The organism is Polaribacter sp. 20A6 (assembly GCF_011378915.1).
GTDB classification, from domain to species: Bacteria; Bacteroidota; Bacteroidia; order Flavobacteriales; family Flavobacteriaceae; genus Polaribacter; species Polaribacter sejongensis.
In genome coordinates this window covers 41,296-64,927 of the sequence record NZ_WTPZ01000005.1, presented here as the reverse complement: position 1 = coordinate 64,927, position 23,632 = coordinate 41,296, and the positions used below count along the sequence as shown (strand labels likewise).

At 28.5% G+C, this 23,632-nt stretch carries 21 protein-coding genes; 20 read left to right on the top strand and 1 reads right to left on the bottom strand.

Annotation, left to right across the window (positions count from 1 at the left end; genetic code table 11):
• Positions 1 to 449: 449 nt before the first annotated feature.
• From GQS57_RS12735 to GQS57_RS12715, 5 genes are all read left to right on the top strand, one after another.
• Positions 450 to 1,898, top strand: coding sequence for an arginine decarboxylase (locus GQS57_RS12735; RefSeq protein ID WP_165733240.1), 1,449 nt, complete (start codon positions 450 to 452; stop codon positions 1,896 to 1,898).
• 15 nt (positions 1,899 to 1,913) lie between these two features.
• Complete coding sequence (gene speB, locus GQS57_RS12730) at positions 1,914 to 2,861, top strand: agmatinase (RefSeq protein WP_165733239.1); 948 nt, start codon at positions 1,914 to 1,916, stop codon at positions 2,859 to 2,861.
• Between the two features lie 9 nt (positions 2,862 to 2,870).
• Complete coding sequence (locus tag GQS57_RS12725; protein WP_165733238.1) at positions 2,871 to 4,403, top strand: bifunctional GNAT family N-acetyltransferase/carbon-nitrogen hydrolase family protein; 1,533 nt, start codon at positions 2,871 to 2,873, stop codon at positions 4,401 to 4,403.
• A gap of 214 nt (positions 4,404 to 4,617) precedes the next feature.
• On the top strand, positions 4,618 to 5,586 hold the full coding sequence (locus tag GQS57_RS12720; protein WP_165733237.1) for a deoxyhypusine synthase family protein: 969 nt from the start codon (positions 4,618 to 4,620) through the stop codon (positions 5,584 to 5,586).
• Positions 5,587 to 5,696: 110 nt separating this feature from the next.
• Entirely contained in the window at positions 5,697 to 5,975 is a 279-nt protein-coding gene (locus GQS57_RS12715; RefSeq protein ID WP_165733236.1) for a hypothetical protein, read from the top strand.
• 60 nt (positions 5,976 to 6,035) lie between these two features.
• On the opposite strand, the gene GQS57_RS12710 is transcribed toward GQS57_RS12715, so the two are convergent.
• Positions 6,036 to 6,536, bottom strand: a complete 501-nt coding sequence (locus GQS57_RS12710; RefSeq protein WP_165733235.1) for a hypothetical protein — start codon at positions 6,534 to 6,536, stop codon at positions 6,036 to 6,038.
• A 1,010-nt stretch (positions 6,537 to 7,546) separates the two neighbouring features.
• On the opposite strand from GQS57_RS12710, the gene GQS57_RS12705 reads away from it, so the two are divergent.
• The 15 genes from GQS57_RS12705 to GQS57_RS12635 all read left to right on the top strand — a co-directional run bounded on the left by GQS57_RS12705 (position 7,547) and on the right by GQS57_RS12635 (position 23,598).
• Positions 7,547 to 8,074 (top strand): UpxY family transcription antiterminator, encoded by a 528-nt coding sequence (locus GQS57_RS12705; RefSeq protein WP_165733234.1) that lies wholly within the window; start codon positions 7,547 to 7,549, stop codon positions 8,072 to 8,074.
• Between the two features lie 449 nt (positions 8,075 to 8,523).
• Positions 8,524 to 9,975, top strand: a complete 1,452-nt coding sequence (locus GQS57_RS12700) for a lipopolysaccharide biosynthesis protein (protein WP_165733233.1) — start codon at positions 8,524 to 8,526, stop codon at positions 9,973 to 9,975.
• Positions 9,968 to 10,534: a serine O-acetyltransferase gene (locus GQS57_RS12695; protein ID WP_165733232.1), complete on the top strand. Its 567-nt coding sequence runs from the start codon at positions 9,968 to 9,970 to the stop codon at positions 10,532 to 10,534. The genes GQS57_RS12700 and GQS57_RS12695 overlap by 8 nt, the downstream gene beginning before the upstream one ends.
• Positions 10,524 to 11,837 (top strand): glycosyltransferase family 4 protein, encoded by a 1,314-nt coding sequence (locus GQS57_RS12690; RefSeq protein ID WP_165733231.1) that lies wholly within the window; start codon positions 10,524 to 10,526, stop codon positions 11,835 to 11,837. Before GQS57_RS12695 ends, GQS57_RS12690 begins: the two co-directional genes overlap by 11 nt.
• 84 nt (positions 11,838 to 11,921) lie before the next feature.
• A complete protein-coding gene (locus GQS57_RS12685) occupies positions 11,922 to 13,061 on the top strand; it encodes a glycosyltransferase family 1 protein (protein ID WP_165733230.1) in 1,140 nt (379 codons plus the stop codon).
• A 4-nt stretch (positions 13,062 to 13,065) separates the two neighbouring features.
• Complete coding sequence (locus GQS57_RS12680; RefSeq protein WP_165733229.1) at positions 13,066 to 14,199, top strand: glycosyltransferase family 4 protein; 1,134 nt, start codon at positions 13,066 to 13,068, stop codon at positions 14,197 to 14,199.
• A 113-nt stretch (positions 14,200 to 14,312) separates the two neighbouring features.
• Positions 14,313 to 15,605 (top strand): O-antigen ligase, encoded by a 1,293-nt coding sequence (locus GQS57_RS12675; RefSeq protein WP_165733228.1) that lies wholly within the window; start codon positions 14,313 to 14,315, stop codon positions 15,603 to 15,605.
• A gap of 7 nt (positions 15,606 to 15,612) precedes the next feature.
• A complete protein-coding gene (locus GQS57_RS12670; RefSeq protein ID WP_165733227.1) occupies positions 15,613 to 16,542 on the top strand; it encodes a glycosyltransferase family 2 protein in 930 nt (309 codons plus the stop codon).
• A gap of 7 nt (positions 16,543 to 16,549) precedes the next feature.
• Positions 16,550 to 17,653 carry a glycosyltransferase gene (locus GQS57_RS12665; RefSeq protein WP_165733226.1) on the top strand — a complete coding sequence of 368 codons (1,104 nt, stop codon included), beginning with the start codon at positions 16,550 to 16,552 and terminating at the stop codon, positions 17,651 to 17,653.
• Between the two features lie 44 nt (positions 17,654 to 17,697).
• Positions 17,698 to 19,128 (top strand): MBOAT family protein, encoded by a 1,431-nt coding sequence (locus GQS57_RS12660; protein WP_165733225.1) that lies wholly within the window; start codon positions 17,698 to 17,700, stop codon positions 19,126 to 19,128.
• Between the two features lie 3 nt (positions 19,129 to 19,131).
• Positions 19,132 to 20,043 carry a hypothetical protein gene (locus tag GQS57_RS12655; protein ID WP_165733224.1) on the top strand — a complete coding sequence of 304 codons (912 nt, stop codon included), beginning with the start codon at positions 19,132 to 19,134 and terminating at the stop codon, positions 20,041 to 20,043.
• A gap of 83 nt (positions 20,044 to 20,126) precedes the next feature.
• The gene (locus tag GQS57_RS12650) at positions 20,127 to 20,642 is read left to right on the top strand and encodes a serine O-acetyltransferase (RefSeq protein WP_165733223.1); all 516 of its coding nucleotides are present in this window, start codon (positions 20,127 to 20,129) and stop codon (positions 20,640 to 20,642) included.
• Positions 20,642 to 21,736 carry a glycosyltransferase family 4 protein gene (locus GQS57_RS12645; RefSeq protein WP_165733222.1) on the top strand — a complete coding sequence of 365 codons (1,095 nt, stop codon included), beginning with the start codon at positions 20,642 to 20,644 and terminating at the stop codon, positions 21,734 to 21,736. The genes GQS57_RS12650 and GQS57_RS12645 overlap by 1 nt, the downstream gene beginning before the upstream one ends.
• A 14-nt stretch (positions 21,737 to 21,750) precedes the next feature.
• Positions 21,751 to 22,473 (top strand): WecB/TagA/CpsF family glycosyltransferase, encoded by a 723-nt coding sequence (locus GQS57_RS12640; RefSeq protein WP_165733221.1) that lies wholly within the window; start codon positions 21,751 to 21,753, stop codon positions 22,471 to 22,473.
• Between the two features lie 12 nt (positions 22,474 to 22,485).
• The gene (locus tag GQS57_RS12635; protein ID WP_165733220.1) at positions 22,486 to 23,598 is read left to right on the top strand and encodes an MraY family glycosyltransferase; all 1,113 of its coding nucleotides are present in this window, start codon (positions 22,486 to 22,488) and stop codon (positions 23,596 to 23,598) included.
• Positions 23,599 to 23,632 lie beyond the last annotated feature (34 nt).

Genomic DNA, 23,632 nt, shown 5'->3' with positions numbered 1-23,632 from the left:
AAGCTTCTTTTTGAAATTTTTAGATTCTTATTTTGGTGAAATCTCTTAGCTTATTCTGAATAAGTGTTCGTAACCTCTTTATTTACTATTATTTACAAGTAAAATTAATAACCAAAAAAAATATCATTTTTTTTTGGATTTTGTTATTTGTATTCAAAAAAAATATACATTTGCTTAACTTATTTAAGTAAAATGTTTAGTTTTTCTTATTTCGGAAATAACGCTCAATCGGAGTATGATAGTTATTTAGCATTTTGGAAATGCAACGAAAAAATTAAGGTATCTCCATTTTCAATTCTTCCAGAATTGCAGCTTTTTTCAAAGCTGCATGTTGTTTACTTGCAAATATTACAGTGATAACATCCTTTTTATTAGGGTTATAATTTCTATTCTAAAACATGCTGTTTTAGTTCAGACAGGCTTATCATACAATTAATTTAAAAAATAAAGTGAACACAAAATACATAGATTTAATCGAGCAAACATTCGATTTTCCTCAAGAAGAATTCAAAACAGAAAATAATAAATTGTTTTGGCACGGAATTAATTTAATGGAATTAATAGAGCAGTATGGTTCTCCATTAAAATTTACTTATTTGCCAAAAATTTCAGAAAACATCAACAAAGCAAAAGGATGGTTTCAAAATAGTATTGAAAAACATAACTATAAAGGAAAATATTTTTATAGCTACTGTACAAAAAGCTCTCATTTTAAACATGTTTTACATGAAGCTTTAAAAAATGATATCCATATAGAAACATCTTCTGCTTTTGATATAGATATTGTAAATAATCTTAAAAAAGAAGGAAAAATAAAAGACAACACGTTTGTTATTTGTAACGGATTTAAACGTGACCAATACATAAAAAATATTGGTGGTTTAATTAACTCTGGTCATAAGAACGTAATTCCTATTATTGATAATTACGAAGAAATTAATCTATTATTAGATGAAACAGATAAACAGATAAATGTTGGTATTAGAATAGCATCGGAAGAAGAACCAAAATTTGAGTTTTATACTTCTAGATTAGGTATTGGTTATAAAAATATTGTTGCTTTTTACGAACGTGAAATCGCTACAAATACGCAAGTAGATTTAAAAATGTTACATTTTTTTATCAACACAGGTATTAAAGACAATGCATATTATTGGAACGAATTGATGAAATGTTTAAATGTTTACATCAACCTAAAAAAAATATGCCCTACGTTAGATTGTTTAAATATTGGTGGTGGTTTTCCTATTAAAAACTCATTGGCTTTTGATTATGATTATGAGTATATGATTGATGAAATTATCAATCAAATAAATGAAGTTTGTAAAGATGCAGGAGTAGATGTGCCACATATTTTTACTGAATTCGGAAGCTTTACAGTAGGAGAATCAGGAGCAGCTATTTATGAGATATTGTATCAGAAAAAACAAAATGATAGAGAACGATGGAACATGATAAACTCTTCATTTATAACAACTTTACCTGATGCTTGGGCAATAAATAAGCGCTTTATTATGTTACCAATTAATAAATGGAATAGACAATATGAACGTGTTTTATTAGGTGGTTTAACTTGTGATAGTGATGATTATTACAACTCTGAACAACATATAAACGGAATTTATTTGCCTGTTTATGAGAAAGATAATCCGCTATATATTGGTTTTTTTAATACTGGAGCTTATCAAGAATCTATTGGAGGTTTTGGAGGTTTACAGCATTGCTTAATTCCGCATCCAAAACATTTAATTTTAGATAGAGATGAAGACGGAAATTTAACTTCTAGAGTATTTAAAGAACAGCAAAAAAGTAGCGAATTACTTTCTATTTTAGGGTATGGAGAAGTAATTGAAAATAAAAACAAACCAGAACAACTAACAAAACAAGAAGTGTTTTAAAACACTAATAACAAAATGAAAACAAATAAAACATATGCAGGAATTCCACAAGAATTTGGAAACCTATCAACTTCAAAAATAGTAATTATTCCTGTTCATTATGACGGAACAAGTACTTGGCAAAAAGGAGCAGACAAAGGTCCACAAGCTTTTTTAGAAGCGTCTGAAAACATGGAGTTGTATGACATAGAAACAGATTCTGAAGTGTATAAAGAAGGTGTTTATTTGGCAGATGCTATTACAGAAAATAGTTCACCAGAAGCAATGGTAGATGCTGTACATCAAGTTACAAAAAAGTACATTAACAGAAATAAATTTGTAACTGCTTTTGGTGGAGAGCATTCAGTTTCTATAGGAACCATTAGAGCATTTAATGAGTGTTTTAATAGTTTAACAGTTTTGCATATAGATGCGCATGCAGATTTAAGAAAAGAATATGATGGTTCTAAATGCAACCACGCTTGTGCGGTTTATGAAGCAAACCAAAACACTAATTTGGTACAAGTAGGAATTAGAAGTATGGATATTTCTGAAAAAAGAAATATGAATTTAGACAAAGTTTTCTTTGCGCATGATATGGCGGTAAATGAAGATTGGGTAGAAGATGTAATAGATCAATTAACAGAAAACGTTTTTATTACGTTTGATTTAGATGCTTTAGATCCTTCGATTATGCCATCTACAGGAACTCCAGAACCTGGTGGATTGTTTTATTATGAAACGTTAGAGTTCTTAAAACAAGTTTTCGCTCAAAAGAATGTAGTAGGTTTTGACATGGTAGAATTATGTCCGAATGAAAATGAGAAATCATCAGATTTTTTAGCTGCAAAATTATTCTACAAGATGTTAAGCTATAAGTTTGCTTCTAATGATGATAATTATGATAAAGGAGATGAGAATGCTAAAGCAAATCCGTTTAGCAAATTATCTAAGTTTAAAGATGATGAAAACGAAGATTTTTAGTCTTATAAAATGATTAAAAATATAGAAAATATTGAGCTTCACTATTTAACTTTAACTGATTATAAGCAGTTTAAAGAAGCAATGATTCAGGCATATTCAAGTATGCCAGGATCTTATTGGAGTGAAACTCAAATTAAATCTTTAATAGATAAATTTCCAGAAGGTCAGGTTGTAATAAAGATAAATGGAGATTTGGCAGGTTGTGCGCTTTCTCTTAGATTAGATTATGATAGTTTTGATGATCAGCATACATATGAAGATATTACCGGAAATTATACTTTTGATACGCATGATGAAGATGGAGATGTTTTATACGGAATAGATGTTTTTATAAAAAAGGAATACAGAGGGTTGCGTTTAGGTAGAAGACTGTATGATTATAGAAAAGAACTTGCGGAAAAACTAAACTTAAGAGGAATTGCTTTTGGAGGAAGAATTCCAAATTATCATAAATACTCAGCAACTTTATCGCCTAAAGAATACATCGCGAAAGTAAAACGTAAAGAAATTCATGATCCGGTTTTAAACTTTCAAATTTCGAATGATTTTCATCCTTCAAAAATTTTAAAAGGATATTTAGAAGGAGATGTAAATTCTGGAGAGTTTGCAGTTTTGTTAGAATGGGATAATATTTATTACGAGAAAAAGTCTAAAAAAGCAGCTACAAAGAAAAAGGTGGTACGTTTAGGGTTGATTCAGTGGCAAATGCGTTTGTATAAAGATTTGGAAGAATTAATGCAACAAGCAGAATACTTTGTAGATGCAGTTGCAGCTTACAGATCGGATTTTGCGTTGTTTCCAGAATTTTTTAATGCGCCTTTAATGGCGGATAATAACCATTTACCAGAGTCGGAAGCTATTAGAGAATTGGCGAAGTATACACCAAAAATTGTTCAGAAATTTTCTGAATTAGCAATTTCATACAACATCAATATAATTACCGGTAGTATGCCAGAAATTAAGGATGGGTTGTTGTATAATGTTGGGTATATCTGTAAAAGAGACGGTTCTAAAGAACGTTATGAAAAGCTACACGTTACACCAGATGAAGCAAAAGTTTGGGGAATGCAAGGTGGTAGTGAATTAAGAACTTTTGATACCGATTGTGGTAAAATTGGGGTTTTAATTTGTTATGATTCTGAGTTTCCAGAATTAAGCAGAATTTTGGCAGAAGAAGGCATGGATATTTTGTTTATCCCGTTTTTAACGGATACTCAAAATGGATATTCTAGAGTACGTCATTGTGCACAAGCTAGAGCTATAGAAAATGAATGTTATGTAGCTATTGCTGGTAGTGTTGGTAATTTACCGAAAGTAAATAACATGGATATTCAGTATGCGCAATCTATGGTTTTTACACCTTGTGATTTTTCTTTTCCTGCAAATGGAATAAAAGCAGAAGCAACTACAAATACAGAAATGATTTTAATTGCTGATGTAGATTTAGATTTGCTAAAAGATTTGAACCAGTTTGGTAGTGTACGTAATTTAAAAGATAGAAGAACAGATATATTTGAAGTTAGAAAACTTTCAAAAAAATAATTAAAAATAAAGTATTACGAGAAGTTGATGTTTAATTATCAATTATATTGATAAGCATCTCGATACAAAATTTCTAAAAAAAAATTTCACTCGATGTGACAGTGAGAAAATCGTATGAATAATAGGTGCTGTCAGTTCGAGTGATTCTGCTTTTTTTGCGGAATTGTATCGAGAACATTTAAACTTAATTTTCGTAATAATCAAAAACAATAAAATGAGCAAACCAATTACAAATTTTATAGAAAAATACTTTTTACATTTTAATGCAGCTGCTTTAGTAGATGCTGCAAAAGGGTACGAAGCACAATTAAACAAAGGATCTAAAATGTTAGTTTCTTTAGCAGGAGCAATGAGTACTGCAGAATTAGGGAAGATTTTTGCAGAAATGATTCGCAAAGATAAAGTTCAAATCATTTCTTGTACAGGTGCAAACTTAGAAGAAGATGTTATGAATTTAGTAGCACATTCTCACTACAAACGTGTGCCTAATTACAGAGATTTAACTCCGCAGGACGAGTGGGATTTATTAGAAAAAGGTTTAAACAGAGTTACTGATACTTGTATTCCTGAAGAAGAAGCTTTTAGAAGAATTCAAGAACATATTGTAAAAATATGGAAAGACGCAGAAGCTAATGGAGAGCGCTTTTTACCACATGAATACATGTATAAATTATTGTTATCTGGTGTTTTAGAGCAATACTATGAGATAGACATTAAAGACTCTTGGATGTACGCAGCAGCAGAAAAAAACTTACCTATTATTTGTCCGGGTTGGGAAGATTCTACAATGGGTAACATTTTTGCTTCTTATGTGTTAAAAGGAGAATTGAAAGCAAGTACCGTAAAATCCGGAATTGAATACATGACTTTCCTTGCAGATTGGTATACAAATAATTCGGAAAACGGAATTGGTTTCTTCCAAATAGGAGGAGGGATTGCAGGAGATTTTCCAATCTGTGTTGTGCCAATGTTGTATCAAGATATGGAAAAACCAGAAACACCATTTTGGAGTTATTTCTGCCAGATTTCAGATTCTACAACCAGTTATGGTTCGTATTCTGGAGCTGTACCAAACGAAAAAATTACTTGGGGTAAATTAGATATTGATACGCCTAAGTTTATCATAGAAAGTGATGCAACTATTGTTGCACCTTTAATTTTTGCTTATTTATTAGAAATGTAAATAAAATTGTCATTCCGAAATGAGCTTTTTAGCGATTGAGGAATCTTAAAATGAGATTTCTCTTCGTTCATTCTTCTCTCATTCGAAATGACAAATAAAACATCAATATTATGAAAAGAGTAATCGTAGAATACGCAAAATTAACTACAGATATATTAGACATGTTGGTAGAAAAATATCCTGACGGATATGATTATGAAGATATTATTTCTTTTAAAAATGCAAAAGGAGAAACCATAAAAGCTGTAGAAGTGAAAACAGAAGACACTGTTTATCTAGTGAAAATTAGTTCTAAGTTAGAACAAACTATGGAAGATTACGCAGAAGATGAAGATTCTTTTGACGAGGATGAAGAAATAGATGTAGATGATTTAGAAGACGAAGTATAAAGAGTAAAAAAAAATAGCTTGGAGATTTTCCAAGCTATTTTTTTTAAAATTAATTCTTTTTTAGTTCATTGCAGGGTCAGATCTTTTAACACCAGCATTTGTATGCACATTACCAACTTCTGTAATTACTACACCTTCTGGACCCGCCATTTGCCAATGCGCAGATTCTACTTCTTCTAATTTAGCAAAATCACCTTCATTTGCTTCAATAATATGATTTGCAGTAACTTTTCCATCCCAGTGAAACTGAGGAACAACAACCTGAGGAAAATCTGCTCTATTGTCTAGACCAACTCCAGCTACATAACTTTTTCCGTGTCTTACAACCCAGCCTTCCATTTTTGCAGGGTTTCCATCAGCAGCAAAGTGCATGTGTTCTCCTAACATTTGACCTGGGAGTAAAAAGATGTCCATAAGCATGTATTTGTCTACTTCATTGTTTACAAACATTATAGAAGCCAAACCTAATTCGGCATATTTTCCTTTGTTATAATCGGTAAGCCAAATTCTTTCACGTAAACCTTCAAAAACTGGGTAATCGTGATAAGCTAACATTTCCATTAATGCATCTTTTGCTTTTTCTTCTAAGAATTTTCCATCAGCGTCATAAAACTGTTCATTGGTGAATTTTAATTCTTTTTTGGCAACTTGCTTTAGTTCTGTAGTTTCATTTTCTTCCGTATTTGCTTTTTTTTTCTACTTTGTCAAAACAACTTGCAAATAAAATTGAAATTAATAAAGCTATTAATAATGATTGTTTTTTCATGAATTTGGTTTTTAATTTAATACATAAAATTTATGTACAGTTTTTTCAAATTTAAGATTTTTGCTAATTATTATATGTTAAGAAAAGCACTTTAACATAAATTATAGAAAGTAATATTTAAATTTTATAAATTATAAAAGGGTGTTTTACCCTAAATTATAAAGATTAATATTTTTGTTTTATAAATTGAAAGTGGATAAATTATCTTGAATAGTAATTATCTTCTTTTTTTAAATAATAAGTAGATCTGTAGATTCAATTCATTTTTTTGTAAAATACCTGTTTTTTGATGTCGTTATTCCTAAAAATGTAAAATTATTCTTATAAAATTACTTAAAACTTAATATCTAGTTTTATTATTTATGCGGAAGAATAGAACTTAATAAAAAAGAAGATTTTTTTTGTTAATTAAATTTGTTCAGGAATCAAAATGGTATAAATTAGCAGCGTATAAATATAAATAATTTATCTACTGTTTATCAAATCCATTTTATATTGGTATCAATAAACAATAGTAAATTTCTCCCTAAATTATTTATTATATGTCATTTTTATTTTTTTAAGTACTAGCATCGTCGTCATTTTTTTTTGTTTTAAATTTCTATAATTTACTACTCGAAATGTGATTTTCGATGGCGAAGCCGTAAAATAGATACAAATACCTTCCCCTAATTTTTACTGTTGAATATACTCCTTTCTCAGGAAGTTTTTCACGTACACAAATTTCCCCTTAAAATATTAATAACCATTACTGTTGTAGTTAATATAAACACATATTAATTGGAGATAAGAAAAACGTTACAGTATGAATACAATCAGAAAAAGAAAAGAAGAGTTACAATGGTTTGCCGTTTATACAAGACCTAAGGCTGAACAAAAAGTAAAGGAAAGACTATCTACTGCTGGGTTTGATACATTTTTGCCAATGCAAACTGTAGTTAAACAATGGAGTGATCGTAAAAAGAAAACACAAGTTCCTTTTATTAATTCTTATGTCTTTGTAAAGTCAACCCAGAAAAATTTAGCTCAAATTTATCCAACAGCAGGTGTACTAACTATTTTAAAATATTTAGGAAATTATGCTGTAGTTAAAAATTATGAAATTGAAAATTTAAGAATTTTGTCTACAAATAGTTATTCACTAACCACTGTTTATCAGAGACCAACAGGTTTCGCTAAAGGAACAAAAATAACTGTTTCTGAAGGAGCCTTTAAAGGTTTGTATGGTAATTATTTATCTAATTCAGGGAAAGACAAAGTGATTATTGAAATGGAAGCCTTAGGGAGTTATGTTGAAGTAACATTGCCTATAAATAGTCTGCAAAAAGTATGATGCTTTTTAATTTAAAAGACTGTTTCAAAAAAAAACATATTTATTAATTTATAAAAACAGATAGCTATGAGCGTAATTAAAAAAGTTTTAAGAGTTGCATTAGTAGCAACAGTAGGTATGGTATTAATTGCTGTTGTGAATCTTATAATGTTTCCGTAAAAACCAACTATTTTATTAAAGGAATTCTAGATTTTTCTAACTGATACTGATTATTTCAGATATTAACGATACATCGTTAAAATAACTTTTAAGCCAATAGGCATTTGTGAAAAAGGATTTTAATGGGGTATAAGTAGGTTTTGTTGTCTACAATTATTTATATGTTAGAAAGTGAAGGAGTTTTTTTTAATAATCTAGTTTTAAGAGAGTGTAATTCTATTAATAATATTGAGGTAGAGTCTTCAATACAGTGAAGAAGTTAATATTCTGAAAATAGGATATAAAGTTAAATGACAAGTTTAAAGAAAAAAAGTTTAACAGGTCTTGTTTGGGACTTTGTTGGTAAGTTAGGATTGCAGGGAGTTGGTTTTTTTGTTTCCATAATTTTAGCTAGAATTCTATTACCAGAAGATTTTGGTTTATTGGCCATCATTACAGTTTTTATAAATTTAGCAAATGTATTTTTAGATTTTGGCTTTAGTACGGCTTTGGTACAGAGAAATACTGTAACTAAAGAACATTATGCTTCTGTTTTTTTTATGAATGTAATTATGGGTGTCTTTTTAGGAGGACTTGTTTTTTTTAGTGCTCCATTAGTAGCTAGTTTTTATGAGAAAGAAGTATTAACAAATCTTATTAGAGTAATGTCTTTTAGTTTTGTAATAAATTCATTTGGCAATGTAACCAGAGCTCATTTACGAAGGATCATGAATTTTAAAATAATATCTGTTGCTAATATTATATCAGCATTTATTAGTGGTTTTATAGCTGTATTTATGGCATATAGTGGTTATGGAGTATGGAGTTTGGTTGTACAAATATTGGTTTCAGAAATACTTAACAATATTTTAATTTTTGTTCTAAGTAAGTTTCGTTTTAAACTAGTTTTTAGTCTGAAGGCAGTAAAAGAATTGTGGGGATTTGGATCGAAAATTTTTTTAACAGGAGTTTTAGACACTATTTTTATAAATTTAGATTCGCTAATAATTGGAAAAATATTAAATCCAGCCACTTTAGGATATTACTATAGATCAAAATCTTTAGAAAATTTTTCATTTAGATATACAGCTTCTACATTATCAAATATTTTATTACCTAGTTTAAGTACTATTAATAACGAACCAATTGTATATAAAAATACAGTTTTAAAACTTTTTAAGATAATTTCATTTGTGTCTTTTCTTGCTTGCGGGGTATTTTTAGTTGGAGCACATGAAATTATATTATTGTTATTTTCTGATAAATGGGAACCTTCGGTACGTATATTTCAAATAATTATATTTGGTGCGTTTGCTCCACAAATTTTTAATTTATTTTATAATATATTATTAAGTAAAGGATTGTCTGGATTGTATTTAAAAATTAATGTTTTTAGCAAGGTATTGTTTTTTACAAATTTTATTTTTTTGTTTTACGCAGACTTAAATAGTTATTTAATAGGCTTTATCTGTGCGCAGATTATTGTTTTTTTTACAGGGTTAATAGTGGTCTCCAAAAAATTAAATTTTAAAAATGAATTGTTTTACATCTCAATTAAAAATATGGTTATCTATCTAGTTTCAATATTTATAATTTTTACATTAAAACAATATGTTTACTTACAAATCTTACATATTGACCTTTTAATATCTTCAATTACTTTTTTAATTGTGTTTTTGACTTTCTATTTTATGTTCATGAAAAAAGATTTAATTTTAATGGTCAAAGAAATTAAAGAAGTGTTAAACATAAAAAATGGTTAAAAATAAAACCATCTTAAAGCACTATCTTCAAGAAGATGCTAAAGCTAATGATATAATTTCTATTACTATTTACGAACTGTTCTTAACAATTTTTACACCTAATTTATTATGGTCATTTATTAAATATTTAAGGCATTATGAGTATTATTTGAATGCAAATAAAAAAGACATAGTATCTAGATTAAAGCGAAAATATTATCTAGTTAAATATAAAAAATTAGGGTATAAATTAGGTTTTTCAATACCACCAAACGTTTTTGGACCAGGGCTTAGAATACCACATTACGGAACAATCGTTGTTCACCCTTTTGCAAAAGTAGGAGCTAATTGTGTATTACAAGCTGGTGTTAATATAGGAATTAACAACAATGGTGTTCCAATTATTGGGAGTAATGTTTACATAGGTCCTGGTGCTAAATTAATGGGTAATATAACAATTGGTAATGATGTTGCCATTGGAGCAAATACTGTGGTTACAAAATCTTTTCCTGAATCTAATATAACTATTGTAGGTGTTCCTGCAAAAATAATAAAGTATACAAAGGCAGATGAAAGATGAAAAACCTTTAAAGATTTTAATAATATCATCAGCTAATTTTTTCTCTAATTATGGTGGAGGTCAGGTTTATGTGAAGAACATCGTAAACCAAATGATTGCGGAAGATATAGATGTTAGTATTGCAACACCAGGAATTTCTCGATCAAAGTTATCTCACTATAAAGAAAAACCTGTTTACACATTTACTAATAAAATGTTAGAGGGAGATTTATTAGAATTGAGAAATTTTATAAAAGAGATTAAGCCAACAATAGTACATCTTCATGGTTTTAAGGCTCCTTTTTCTTTGGCCTGTAAATCATTAGGTATACCATGTATAGTTACAGCGCATCATGGAGGTTTAGTTTGTCCGGCAGGAGCATTGTTAAACTCTAAAGATAAAATTTGTACGGTAGCAACATCAGGGAGCAACTGTTTACCTTGTGTATTAAGAAATGTAAAAGGAGGAACGTTAACTTTACCATTACAAAAGATTATTCCATTTAAATTACGGTTGGAAATTGGTAAAGTATTTAATAAAATTCCTTTTATTTATTATGTTACACCCATAGTTACTACTACAGTTTCTATAGAGAATAAAAAAAGGGAATGGAAAAATATTTATAATAGTGCAAGTTTATTAATAGCTCCATCAACAGCTATTAAAAACGCAATGTTACGCAATGGAGCACCAGTAAATAAAATAAAAGTTATTCCTCATGGAATACCTTCTATTAATGTAAATAAAATTACTGAGGTAAAGAAATATATAGAAGTATCAAAAGAAAAGAAACCCGTAAAGTTTTTTTATGTAGGAAGAATTTGTAGAGAGAAAGGTGTACATGTTATGTTGGAAGCTTTTAATAATTTAACCTTACCTGCAGAAATTCATGTTATAGGAGGTACAGGTAATCATTTGGAAGAAGTTTATTCTAAACAGTTGAAAAAAAAATATAAAAACAAAAACATTATTTGGCACGGTAAAGTACTTCCAGAAGAAGTAAATGAAAAAATAAAAATGTTTGATGTTATGATACATCCTGCTTTCTTTTTAGAAGTATTTGGACTCACCATTGCAGAATCTTTACTAATGGGTAAACCTGTAATAGCTACAAGATGTGGTGGAGCGGAAATGCAAATTATAAATAATGAAAATGGTTTATTAGTAGCACCTAATAATGTTAATGCATTAAAAAAAGCAATAATAGAGATAATAGAATCGCCAAATTTATTACTTCAGTTAAAAGAAAAAACCACTTTAAATGTAAACTTAATAGATAATCATGTACAAGATCTGATTACAGTTTATAAAGGTTTTGTGTAAACAACATACGAGAGCATTTATTACATCGACTTTTAAAATTAGATTATTTCTTAAGTATTATTTGTTTAAGGTTTATAGGTAATTATGAAAAAAATATTATTTGACATTAATTCTGTTGTACCTTATTTATTAACGGGTAAAACGACAGGAGTTGGAAGAACAACTTTAGAGTTAATTGATTCGTTTTCTAAGTTGGAAGAAAGTTTACCTTTTGAGATTACTTTGTATTCTCAAAACATGAAAGGCATTGGCGCAAAAGATTTTATTGATGATTTTAAGACAAAGCATTTATACCTACCACATCGAGAAGTTGTCAATAAAATAATTGAAAAATTACCAATAAAAGAAAGTTTTTCTAAATACGATTTAATGCATGTTCCTCATAATTATGCTCGTATTTATAAACCTGAAAAAGCCATTATAACTTTACATGATGCCTTATTTATGAAAATACAAGAAAAAGCTTTTAATCATAATCAAATGGTAAAAGATGTACCGCCTTTAATGCAGCAATGTAAAGGGATTATAACTTGTTCTGAAGCTTCTAAAAAAGATATTGTTGAAACGATGCAAATAGCCCCATCTAAAATTGATGTTGTTTATTGGGGCGTAAAACACGAAGTATTTTATAAATTACCAAAAGAGGATTTACTACAAAAAAGAATTAATGAAGTAGTTGGAATAGATGCTCCATACTTTTTAAGCGTGTCGTGTAATGCAGAACGTAAAAATACACAAAAGTTAGTTGAAGCATATATTCAGTTATCTAAACAGTCTCCTGTTAATGATTTAGTGCTTCTTTGGCAGAATCCACCTTTATTTGTTTTAGAAATGATAGAAAAATCTAAATGCAAAGAGAGAATTCATTTTATATCGAACATTACAGATAACGAATTATCTATCATGTATAACGGAGCAACAGCGTTGGTATTTCCATCTTCTTATGAAGGTTTTGGATTGCCTATTTTAGAAGCCATGGCTTGTGGTTGTCCTGTTATAACATGTAGCAATAGCTCTCTAAAAGAAGTAGGTGGTAATGCTGCGTTATATTTAAAATCATCAGAATCCGAAGATATTTGTGATGCACTCGAACAATTTGAAAATAAGTCTTTTGACTTAGAGGTAATAAAAAAGAAAGGACTGGTACAAGCATCCAAATTTATTTGGAGAGATACAGCTTTAAAATATATTGCTATTTATAATAAACATTTAGAGCTTAATTAATAAAATGAAAATTGTATACATTATTAATTCTTTAGAAAATTCTGGAGGCATGGAACGCGTTTTAACTTCTAAAGTTAATTGGCTTGCATCTCAAAGAGAATTTGATGTAACTATTATTTCTAGAACTGATAATAAAAACGGTTGTTTTTTTGATCTAGACCAAAATATAACTATCGAAAATTTAAATTTAAAACAATCTAATCATAAAATTTTAAATCTAATTTTTAATACAGATAGAAAAAAGTTTAAAAAGGAGTTAACAAAAAAGTTATTCGAATTAAAACCAGACATTACCATAAGTATGTTTGGAGATGAATATCAGTTTTTACATACGATTAAGGATGGTAGTAAAAAAATTATCGAATTTCATTTCTCTAAAAACTATCTAAGTCATTTAATGGCTAATATACCTAATCTATCATTTAGAAGACTTAGAAAGCTATATGCTTCTTATCTTCAGTACAAGCAACAAAGAGTTGTTTTAAGGTATGATAAGTTTGTGTTATTAACAGAAAAGGATCAATTACTGTGGAATAATCCTGCAAATAGTTCTGTAATTTCAAATCCATTATCTTTTAATTCGAAAGAAAAATCGACTGGTGAACAAAAAGAAATTATAGCCATTGGTAGATTTATAGCGCAAAAAGGATTTGACTTATTAATTAAAAGTTTTAGTTTAATAGCAAAAAATAACCCTGATTGGAAAGTAATAATTTATGGTGAAGGTCAAGATCAAGATTATTTATTGCAACTTATAAAAAGTTATAATTTACAAGATGTAATTTTATTAAAACCACCAACAAAAAATATAAAAGAAGCACTACTAAATAGTTCTATACTCGCTTTTCCATCAAGATATGAAGGCTTTGGGTTAGTGTTAACAGAGGCAATGGAATGTGGGGTGCCTTGTGTAGCTTTTAATTGCGAATGTGGTCCTTCAGAAATTATAACGGATGAAAAAGATGGTTATTTAATTGAAGGTTTTAACGTAGAAAATTTCTCAAAATCTTTAGAAAAATTAATGATAAATAAAGAATTAAGGTTGCTAATGGGAAAAACAGCATCACAAAATGTGAAACGTTTTCATATAGATGAAATTATGTCTAAATGGACTAAATTATTTAATGATACAATATGAATATTCTAATAAAAAGATACATCCATTTTATAAAGCAATTACAACTTTATATAAAACGATTAGAAAATGTTGTTTTTAATCAGAAAAGAATGTTTTTATATCTTCAATTATAAATGGCTATAGGATTAAGTTTATTGGCTTTTTTAATAGTAATCATTTATGGTTTTGAATATGCCTTTTTAGGTAAAACCTATTTGGTAAGTACTACTTGGAATAAGAGAGTTAAATTTAAAGTAAACACGCAACAACGTTTTATTTTATTTTTATTAGCAACAGCAATTGTACAAGCAGGTAATTTTTCTGCTTTGTTGTTATTAATTTGGATGGGTTTTTTATTGGGATTACTATTTAAGTATGGTATTCAAATGTTTTCATCACCAATGCTTAAAATTTACGCCTTGTATTTGTGTTGGTTGATCTTTTCGTTGGTTTTAACAACTGAAAAAGGATATGGTTTTCGTGTATTTTTAAAATTTTTATTTCCTTTTTTAGTCATATTGGTTGTTACTTCTATAAAAATTACAGATGTATTTTTTATAAAAGCCTTAAAAATAAGTTTTTTAGCAGGTGTTTTTATAAATGGATGTATTGTATTGATGAAAATTATTCCCATCTATTCTATTTATAATCCTATTTTATGGTGGCCGCCTGCTGTAATAGATGTAAATCCTTTTTTTATAGGTACCGGAATATTATTGTACAAGTTTTCAAAAAAGAAATATGTATTACTAGCCATACTTCTTTTTATTAGTATTCCAATAGTAGAGAGTGTTAGAACTGGTTTAATAGGTATTGGGGTCTTTTTTTTAGCAGTATCTTTTTTTAAGTATAAGTTAAAAGCGCTTCCTGTATTTGTATTGATAATTGCCAGTTTTGTAGCGTCTGTTTTATTTGTACCTACAGTAAGAGATAAAATGTTTCGGACTTCTTTTAATAGTGCAGAAGAAGTTCTTAATATGAGTGGTAAAATATCACCAGATACTATTGATAGTAATGGGCGTTTTGCAATGTGGGAATGGAGTTTAAAAGTTTTCTATAAAGGAAATGAATTAATGGGTGCAGGTCTAGGGCAAATGCAAGCTCGTTTTTATTCTGGAAACCATCCCTTTGGAGTAATAAGAATAGCTCATAACGATTACCTTCAAATACTTTGTGATACCGGCCAAATAGGATTCATTTTATACTTGCTCATAATAATAAGTTTTGTTTGGCAAGCATTTAGAATTTATAACAATAAAAAAAATAATGTTTCTGCAAGATATGCTGCATTTATTGCTGGTACTTCTCTATGTGGTATTATGGCAACAGCGTTTACAGACAATGTTGTAAACTACTCTTTAATTACCTTAAGTTATCCTTATATATTTTTTGGTTTTGCTTTGGTAATGAAATCTAAAAGAAAGTAATTTTAGTATGAAAATAAGTGTTGTTATTCCGCTTTACAATAAGAAAGATAGTATTGTTAACACTATTAAAACAGTCTTAAATCAAACTGTTTTACCAGATGAAATAGTTATTGTTAATGATGGTTCTACAGATGGTTCAGATAAAATTGTATCTACATTAGAGCATCCATTAGTAAGGTTGATATACCAAAATAATTCGGGTGTTTCGGCTGCTCGTAATACGGGAATTGCTGAAGCAAAAAATGAGTGGGTTGCCTTTTTAGATGCAGATGATATATGGAACGTAAATTACCTAAAAGAAATTAAGGCGTTGGCAAAAGAGTATCCGAATAGCAATGTATTGGCAACCGCTTATTTAATGGAAGATTATAAAGGAAAACAGACTCCGATAAAATTAAATAAAATTCCATTTAAGGGTGATACAGGAATCTTAACTAATTATTTTGAAGTAGCTACCTATTCACATCCGCCACTTTGGTCTTCTGCTATTGTTATCAAAAAGGAAGCGTTACAAGAAATTAATGGTTTTCCATTGGGAATTAAATCTGGAGAGGATTTATTAACATGGGCTAAGTTGGCAATTAAAAATGAGATAGCTTATAATTTAAAAGCCTTGGCTGTTTTTGTACAAGATAGTGCACATACCTATGACAATAAACCGAATAGAATTCCAGAAAAAGTAGATATAGTAGGTCAGCAATTATATGATTTATATAAAAAAAATAAGGAGGTAACTTGTTTAAAAGAATACATTTCTTCTTGGAAAAAAATGAGAGCTTCCATTTATTTAAGATTAGGCTTAAGATATAAATCAATTAAAGAATCTTTAGAAGCGATATACTATAACCCGTCTAATAAATTGGTTTACGCTTACTTAGTTCTAACAATAGTTCCGAATTCAGTTTTAAACAAGATTTTAAAGAAGAATCAAAAATAAAATTTTAATGAAAGCATTAATTTTTCATCCTGCTTTAGCACCTTACAGAGTCGATTTTTTTAATTCTTTAAATGAGTATTATTCAGCTTCATTTTATTTTAGTTTAAAAAATGTTAGTGATCAAAAATTTAATCAAGAGAACTTAAAATCTCTTTGTAATTTTAAGTGCAATTATGTTTCTAATGGCTTCGAAATTTTGGGAAGATCAATTAGAACGGGTGTTTTTTCAATTATAAAAAAAGAAAATCCAGATATTATTTTTTGTGCAGAATATAGTCAAATTACATTATTAACATTTCTGTATTGTAAAATTAAGAATCCTAAAATAAAAATATACACTTTAAGTGATGATAGCATTAAAAACTCTGAAGACAGAAAAGGCTTGAGGTTGTTTTTTAGAAATTTTATCTCTAAGAATATTAATGGAGTTGTATTTACGAGTAAAGAGGTTTCTAATTGGTATAAAACAAATGTTAGTAATAAAAGTAATACACTTGATTTCCCTGTTATTCATTCAGAAAAATCTCTACTAAAAAAATATTCAAATGCTATAAACCAAGCGAATGTAAATATTGGCAATTATAATTTAAAGAATAAAAAAGTATTGCTTTATGTTGGGCGATTGGTGGATGTTAAAAATTTATTTTTTCTGATAAAATGTTTTTCCAATGTTAAAGGAAAAGATAAAAAACTGGTACTTGTTGGAGAAGGAGTGTTGAAAGAAAAATTAATTGAGTTTACACAGAAATTAGGCATTTTAGAAGACGTTTTATTTATAGGTAGAAAAGAAGGTGTAGAATTATACAACTGGTATCTTTTTTCTCAATTATTTGTTTTACCAAGTACCTATGAGCCTTTTGGAGCAGTTGTTAATGAAGCTTTAGTTGGTGGTTGTCGTGTTTTATGTTCAGATCTAGCAGGTGCATCTTCATTGATAAATAAGAAGAATGGGGTGTTGTTTAACCCTAATGAAGAAAATGATTTATCAACGAAGTTAAAACAAGCTTTTGATGAAGTAAAACCATTAGGCAAAAGTATTACAGAGTTAAGAGAAAGTGCAATGCCTTTTACTTTTGATCAAAAAATGCAAGACTTATTAAAAAACATATAATAGTCTCTATAGTTATATGAAAAAGATAAACCTATAAATAAATTATGCTATTTAATTCTTGGCAGTATGTATTCTTTTTTTTAGTTGTTTTAGTTATTTACTTTTCACTAAAACATAAATGGCGCATACATTTTCTATTAATTGCTTCCTATATTTTTTACTCGGTTTGGAGTTGGAAATTTGCGTTGCTAATGTTTGGAGTAAGTGTTTTAAATTTTTTTTGCGGAAAAAAAATATTTTATGCTGCTACTAAAAAAGGAAAACAGAAATGGTTTGCAACTGCACTGATGTTTTCATTATTGCCTCTATTTTATTTTAAATATGCCAATTTCTTTATTGATTCATTTTCTAATTTAGCCTCTTTTTTTGATGTTCATGCTAATAAATATACTTTAAATGTTATACTACCAGTAGGAATTTCATTTTTCACTTTTCAGGCATTAAGTTACTCTATAGATATTTATAGAAATAGAGTAGGTGTAGAAACTAGCTTAGTTAGGTTTACAACCTATGTTGCTTTTTTTCCTCAATTGGTTGCAGGACCTATAGAGCGTTCCACTAATTTATTACAGCAATTTTATGAGGAACATGAATTTGATATTAAAAGATTTGTAGAAGGTGCTAAATTGTTTATTTGGGGTTTATTTAAAAAAATAGTTATTGCAGATAGATTATCTGTCTACTCAGATTCGGTTTTTAACAATCCTGAAGCACATTCGAGTCCAACATTAATCGTAGCAACTGTATTTTTTACTTTTCAGATTTATTGTGATTTCAGTGGGTATTCAGACATGGCTATTGGTAGTGCAAGAATGTTAGGGTTTCGTTTAATGCAGAATTTTAATTTACCCTATTTATCGATTTCTATAGGAGAATTTTGGAAACGTTGGCACATTTCTTTATCTACTTGGTTTAGTGATTACGTGTATATTCCTTTAGGAGGAAATCGTGTTTCAATCAGTCGTTGGGTATTTAATATTTTAGTGGTGTTTTTACTTAGCGGGCTTTGGCATGGTGCTAATTGGACATTTGTTATTTGGGGAGCATTACATGCCTTTTATTATTTTATAGAATTTATAGGTAAAAAAACACTAGTATTAATAGGGGCTGAAGATGTAATGAAAAAAGGATACTATAAATTTTTTAAAATTATTATAGTATTTATTTTGGTCTGTTTTGCTTGGATATTTTTTAGAGCAAATTCGGTTTCTGATGCTTTTTTAATTATTACAAAAATAGTTAGTTTTTCGGGACAATTATGGACAGGAGGATCCTCTGTAACAACACTACTCTCTGTATTGTTAATCTTATTTTTAATAGGTGTGCAAATTTTGCAATTCAATAACAAGGTGTCCATTTACTTTTCAAAAACGCAATTGCCAAGTTATGTAGAGTGGTTGTCTTATGCCTTCTTGTTAATTACAATTGCTTTATTTGGAATGTCTTCGAATGCTTTCATTTATTTTCAATTTTAAATTATGATTAAAAAGGAGATTAAGAACAAGCTTTTAAAGGACTACTTAAAAAAAGGATTCCTATTTCTGTTATTACTTATAGTTTTAGATAATGGAGTTAATTACTTTCTATTAAATGGTTTGTATAGATATTATGGTTTATATAATGATAATGAAATAGCGCTTGTTGGTCACTCTCATCTAATGCTAGGTATTGACAAGGTACAGATGGAGAAAAAGTTAGATGTAAAGGTTTCTAAATATACAAGAGAAGGTGTAAACATTGTTGAAAGAGATTTAATGATAGATCAATTATTAAAAAGCAATCAGCAATTAAAATTAGTCGTATACGCTGTAGATGCTTGGATGTTTACAGGAGAGGGGTTAAGTGAAAATTCTTACAAACAGTTTTATCCATTTATGGGTGAAAAGACAATTAATAATTATGTTTTTGAAAATGCAGCTTTTGGAGATTTTTGGCAACATCAAATTATAAAATCATCTAGATATAACGAAGGTTTAGTAAGTGGTAGTTTTAGAGGTTATTTAAAAAGTTGGGACAATCTAAAAGTAGGAGTTCTAGATACTGTTGCTTTGAATTCTGATATTAAAAAAGGTGATTTTAGAAAGATAGTTTCTACAAAAGAGAATAGAAAAATATTTGAGAATACGTTAAAAAAAATTACTCAAAAAAACATAAACATCATATTGTTGTACGTTCCAACATCCTCAATATACAACAACGCTGAAATTGGAAAATTTAATTCTGAAATCACTTATTTCAAAGGTATTGAATCTAAGTTTAGCAATATAAAGTTTTTAGATTATAACGAATTATATAGTACTAATGCGAGTTTGTTTTATGATAGAATACACTTAAATCCTGAAGGGCAAAAACTAGTTACTGGTAGTTTTATTGAATATTTAAAAAAATAGTACGCTTCCAATTAATACAATAGTACTTCTTGTAGGTGAAATAAGAAGTACAAATTTAGTTCTATGACATTATTGATAAAAGTATGTTGATTTCTCAAATAATAAAAGCAGCAAAACAGAATTCTAATTTTAAAGGAAAAATTGTAGTCTGCAATTATGTCTTTATGCGATATTTTAGAATTAGAATGAATAATATTTTTACTAAAATTTTATTCTCTCCTGTTATTATTTTATACAAGTTTATAACAGATTTTTTATTGAAATGTGAAATTCCTGCGTCAACAGTAATAGGAGAAGGATTGGTTATTCATCATGCTACAGGTTTGGTTTTAAATAACAAGGTTGTAGTTGGAAAAAATGTAACCTTAAAACACAATACAACAATTGGTAATAAAGAGTCTTTAGAAGGAGAAGATTTAGGATCTCCTGTAATTGGTAATAACGTTTTAATAGGGCCTCATTCTATAATTATTGGTCCAATAATTATTGGAGACAATGCCATTATAGGCGCAGGATCTGTAGTAGTTAAAGATGTACTTCCTTACACTGTAGTAGCAGGTAACCCAGCCAAAGTAATACATATCTTAAATAAAAAATAATGACTAAAAAGATATTGTTTCTTTTGCATTTACCACCTCCTGTACATGGTTCTTCTATGGTAGGGCAGTTTATAAAGGATAGTGGTATTATCAATAATAGTTTTAAAACTGATTACATTGATTTAGGAACATCAAAAACGATTGATGAAATAGGGAAAAATCCATTAGGCAAAGTTTTAAGGTATTTGTCTATTGTTTTTCAGACGTTGAAACAACTGTTAGTTAACAAGCCCGATTTAATCTATTTAGCCATGACGGCAAAGGGTTTTGGCTTTTATAAAGATGCTGTTATTGTACTTCTTGTAAAGTGTTTCAAACTTCCAATAGTGTTACATTTTCATAACAAAGGAGTACATACGAGACAAGAAAAAAGATTTGATAATTTTTTATATCAAAAGGTGTTCAAAAACACAAAAGTGATTCTACTTTCAAAGCACTTGTATTTTGATATTAAGAGATATGTTGATGAAGACGATGTTTACTATTGCCCAAACGGTATACCTCCTATAGACCAAGATTTGGTTAGTAAACATCAAAAAAATGAAACACCTAAATTATTATTTCTATCAAATTTAATAGAGTCTAAAGGTGTTATTATTCTTTTAAAAGCACTACAAATTCTAAATAAAAAAGGAATTGATTTTACGTGCAATTTTGTTGGTGGGGAAGGAGATGTTACAAAAGAAATATTTACTGAGAAGTTAAAAGAATTGCAATTAGTAAATCAAGTTTTTTATTTAGGTAAAAAGTACAATAGTGATAAAATAGCAATATTTAATACTTCAGACATTTTTGTATTGCCCACGTTTTATCATAATGAATGTTTTCCATTAGTTTTATTAGAAGCCTCTCAGTTTGGTTTACCAATGGTTACAACTTTTGAAGGTGCAATACCAGAAATTGTACAAGATGGTGTAAATGGTTTTTTAGTAGAACAACAAAATGTAGTTGACTTAGCAAGTAAGTTAGAGATATTAATTAATGATTTTCCTCTTAGAAATCGTTTGGGGATAGCTGCCAAAGAGAAATATGAAGAATCTTATACATTGAAAATTTTTGAAAAAAATATGTTTAATATTTTAAATTCTATCTAAAATAAAATTAAGAGATGATTAAATTAAAAGATGTTATAGAAAAGGTTTATGCTAACGATTTAAGCGAATTGTCACTTTTTAAAACAAAACAAATAATCAATACTATAAACCCACATTCTTATTGTGAGGCTAAAAAAGATCCATTTTTTAGTCAAGCTTTAAATGAAAGTAATGTATTACTACCAGATGGAACCGGAATTGTTTTGGCAACAAAAGTACTTAACGGGAAAGTAATTAAAAAAATTGCAGGTGCAGATGTACATCAATTTCTATTAGAAGAAGCAGCATTAAAAAAACTAAATGTTTTTTATTTAGGAGCCTCTGAAAATACTTTAAGTTTAATAAATACAAGGATAAAAAAAGAGTTTCCATCCATCACTGTAAATAGTTATTCACCACCGTATAAACCGGAATTTTCTAAAGAGGATAATGTTAAAATGATAGCCGCAGTTAATAAATGTAAACCAGATATTTTATTTGTGGGCATGACGGCTCCTAAGCAAGAAAAATGGGTACATACAAACAGTGTCTTTTTAGATGTTAAAGTGATTACTTGTATTGGTGCTGTGTTTGATTTTTATGCAGGTACCGTAAAGAGATCTAGTCCGTTTTGGATTAAATTAGGATTAGAATGGTTGCCTAGATTGTTAAGAGAACCTAAACGTTTATGGAAACGGAACTTTGTGTCTACCCCCCTTTTTTTATGGGATTTGCTAAAAGCAAAAAATTATAAATAAAACCTACTAAAAATGCTACAACAACTTTTGTCTAACTTAACGGTGGTAAGCATATTAGCTGTCATCAATTCACTTTTATTAGTTTATTATATAATACCTAAAATTAGTTGGGTAATTATAACACGTAATTTAAATGAAAAACCCAATGAGCGTAGTTCTCATAAAGGAGCAACACCTACAATGGCAGGAGTTGCCTTTTTTATAACCTTAATTTTAACGCTATTTTTTATTCAACATTTCGATACAGAGAATATTGGTTTAAATTTAATAGCAAGTACTACATTAATATTTATGGTAGGTGCTAAAGATGATTTAGTAGTTTCTTCTCCAAAAGCCAAGTTATTTATGGAGGCATTAGCTGTATTATTTCTGTTTTTTCATAATGCTTTAGAAGGAAATAATTTATATGGTTTTTTAGGGATTTATGAAATACCATTATGGCTCGTATATATTGCTAGTACTTTATTGGTCTTAACAATTATAAATGCCTATAATTTAATTGATGGTATAGATGGTTTGGCGTCTATTATTGCCATTATAATTTTTAGTGTATTTAGCTTAATATTTTATGCTATTAGTTTGTTTTTCTATTACTTAATCTGTTTAAGTTTTATAGGGATGTTATTGGCCTATTTATTTTTTAATTTTTCCACCAAGAAAAAAATCTTTATGGGAGATACAGGCTCTTTGTTAATAGGTTTTTGTATTGCTTTTTTGTCTTTAAGATTTATGGCGATAGATATTAGTATGTATAGTCATTTTACATTTAAACCAGAAAATGGCTTTTTTGTTTTAATGGCTATTTTATGTATTCCTTTGTTCGATTTGTTAAGAGTAATTGGAGTTCGTTTACTGCAAAAGAAAAGTCCGTTTTATCCAGACAGAAACCATTCTCACCATGTTTTAATAGATTTTGGTATGTCTCACTTTAAGGCAACTATGTTATTAGGTCTTATTAATTACCTGTTTGTAATCTTTATCATAAAATTAGGAACTTACTTAAATAGTTTTCAAATGTTAGGGGTGTTTGTACTGGCTTTCGGATTGTTTTTATTGCTTTTTTATAGACTAAAAAGTAGTATTAATACAGAACGTTTAAAAATTAAAGAAGAAGAAAAAATATAATAACTGTAAAAAAGAATTTTATCAATAATTAAAT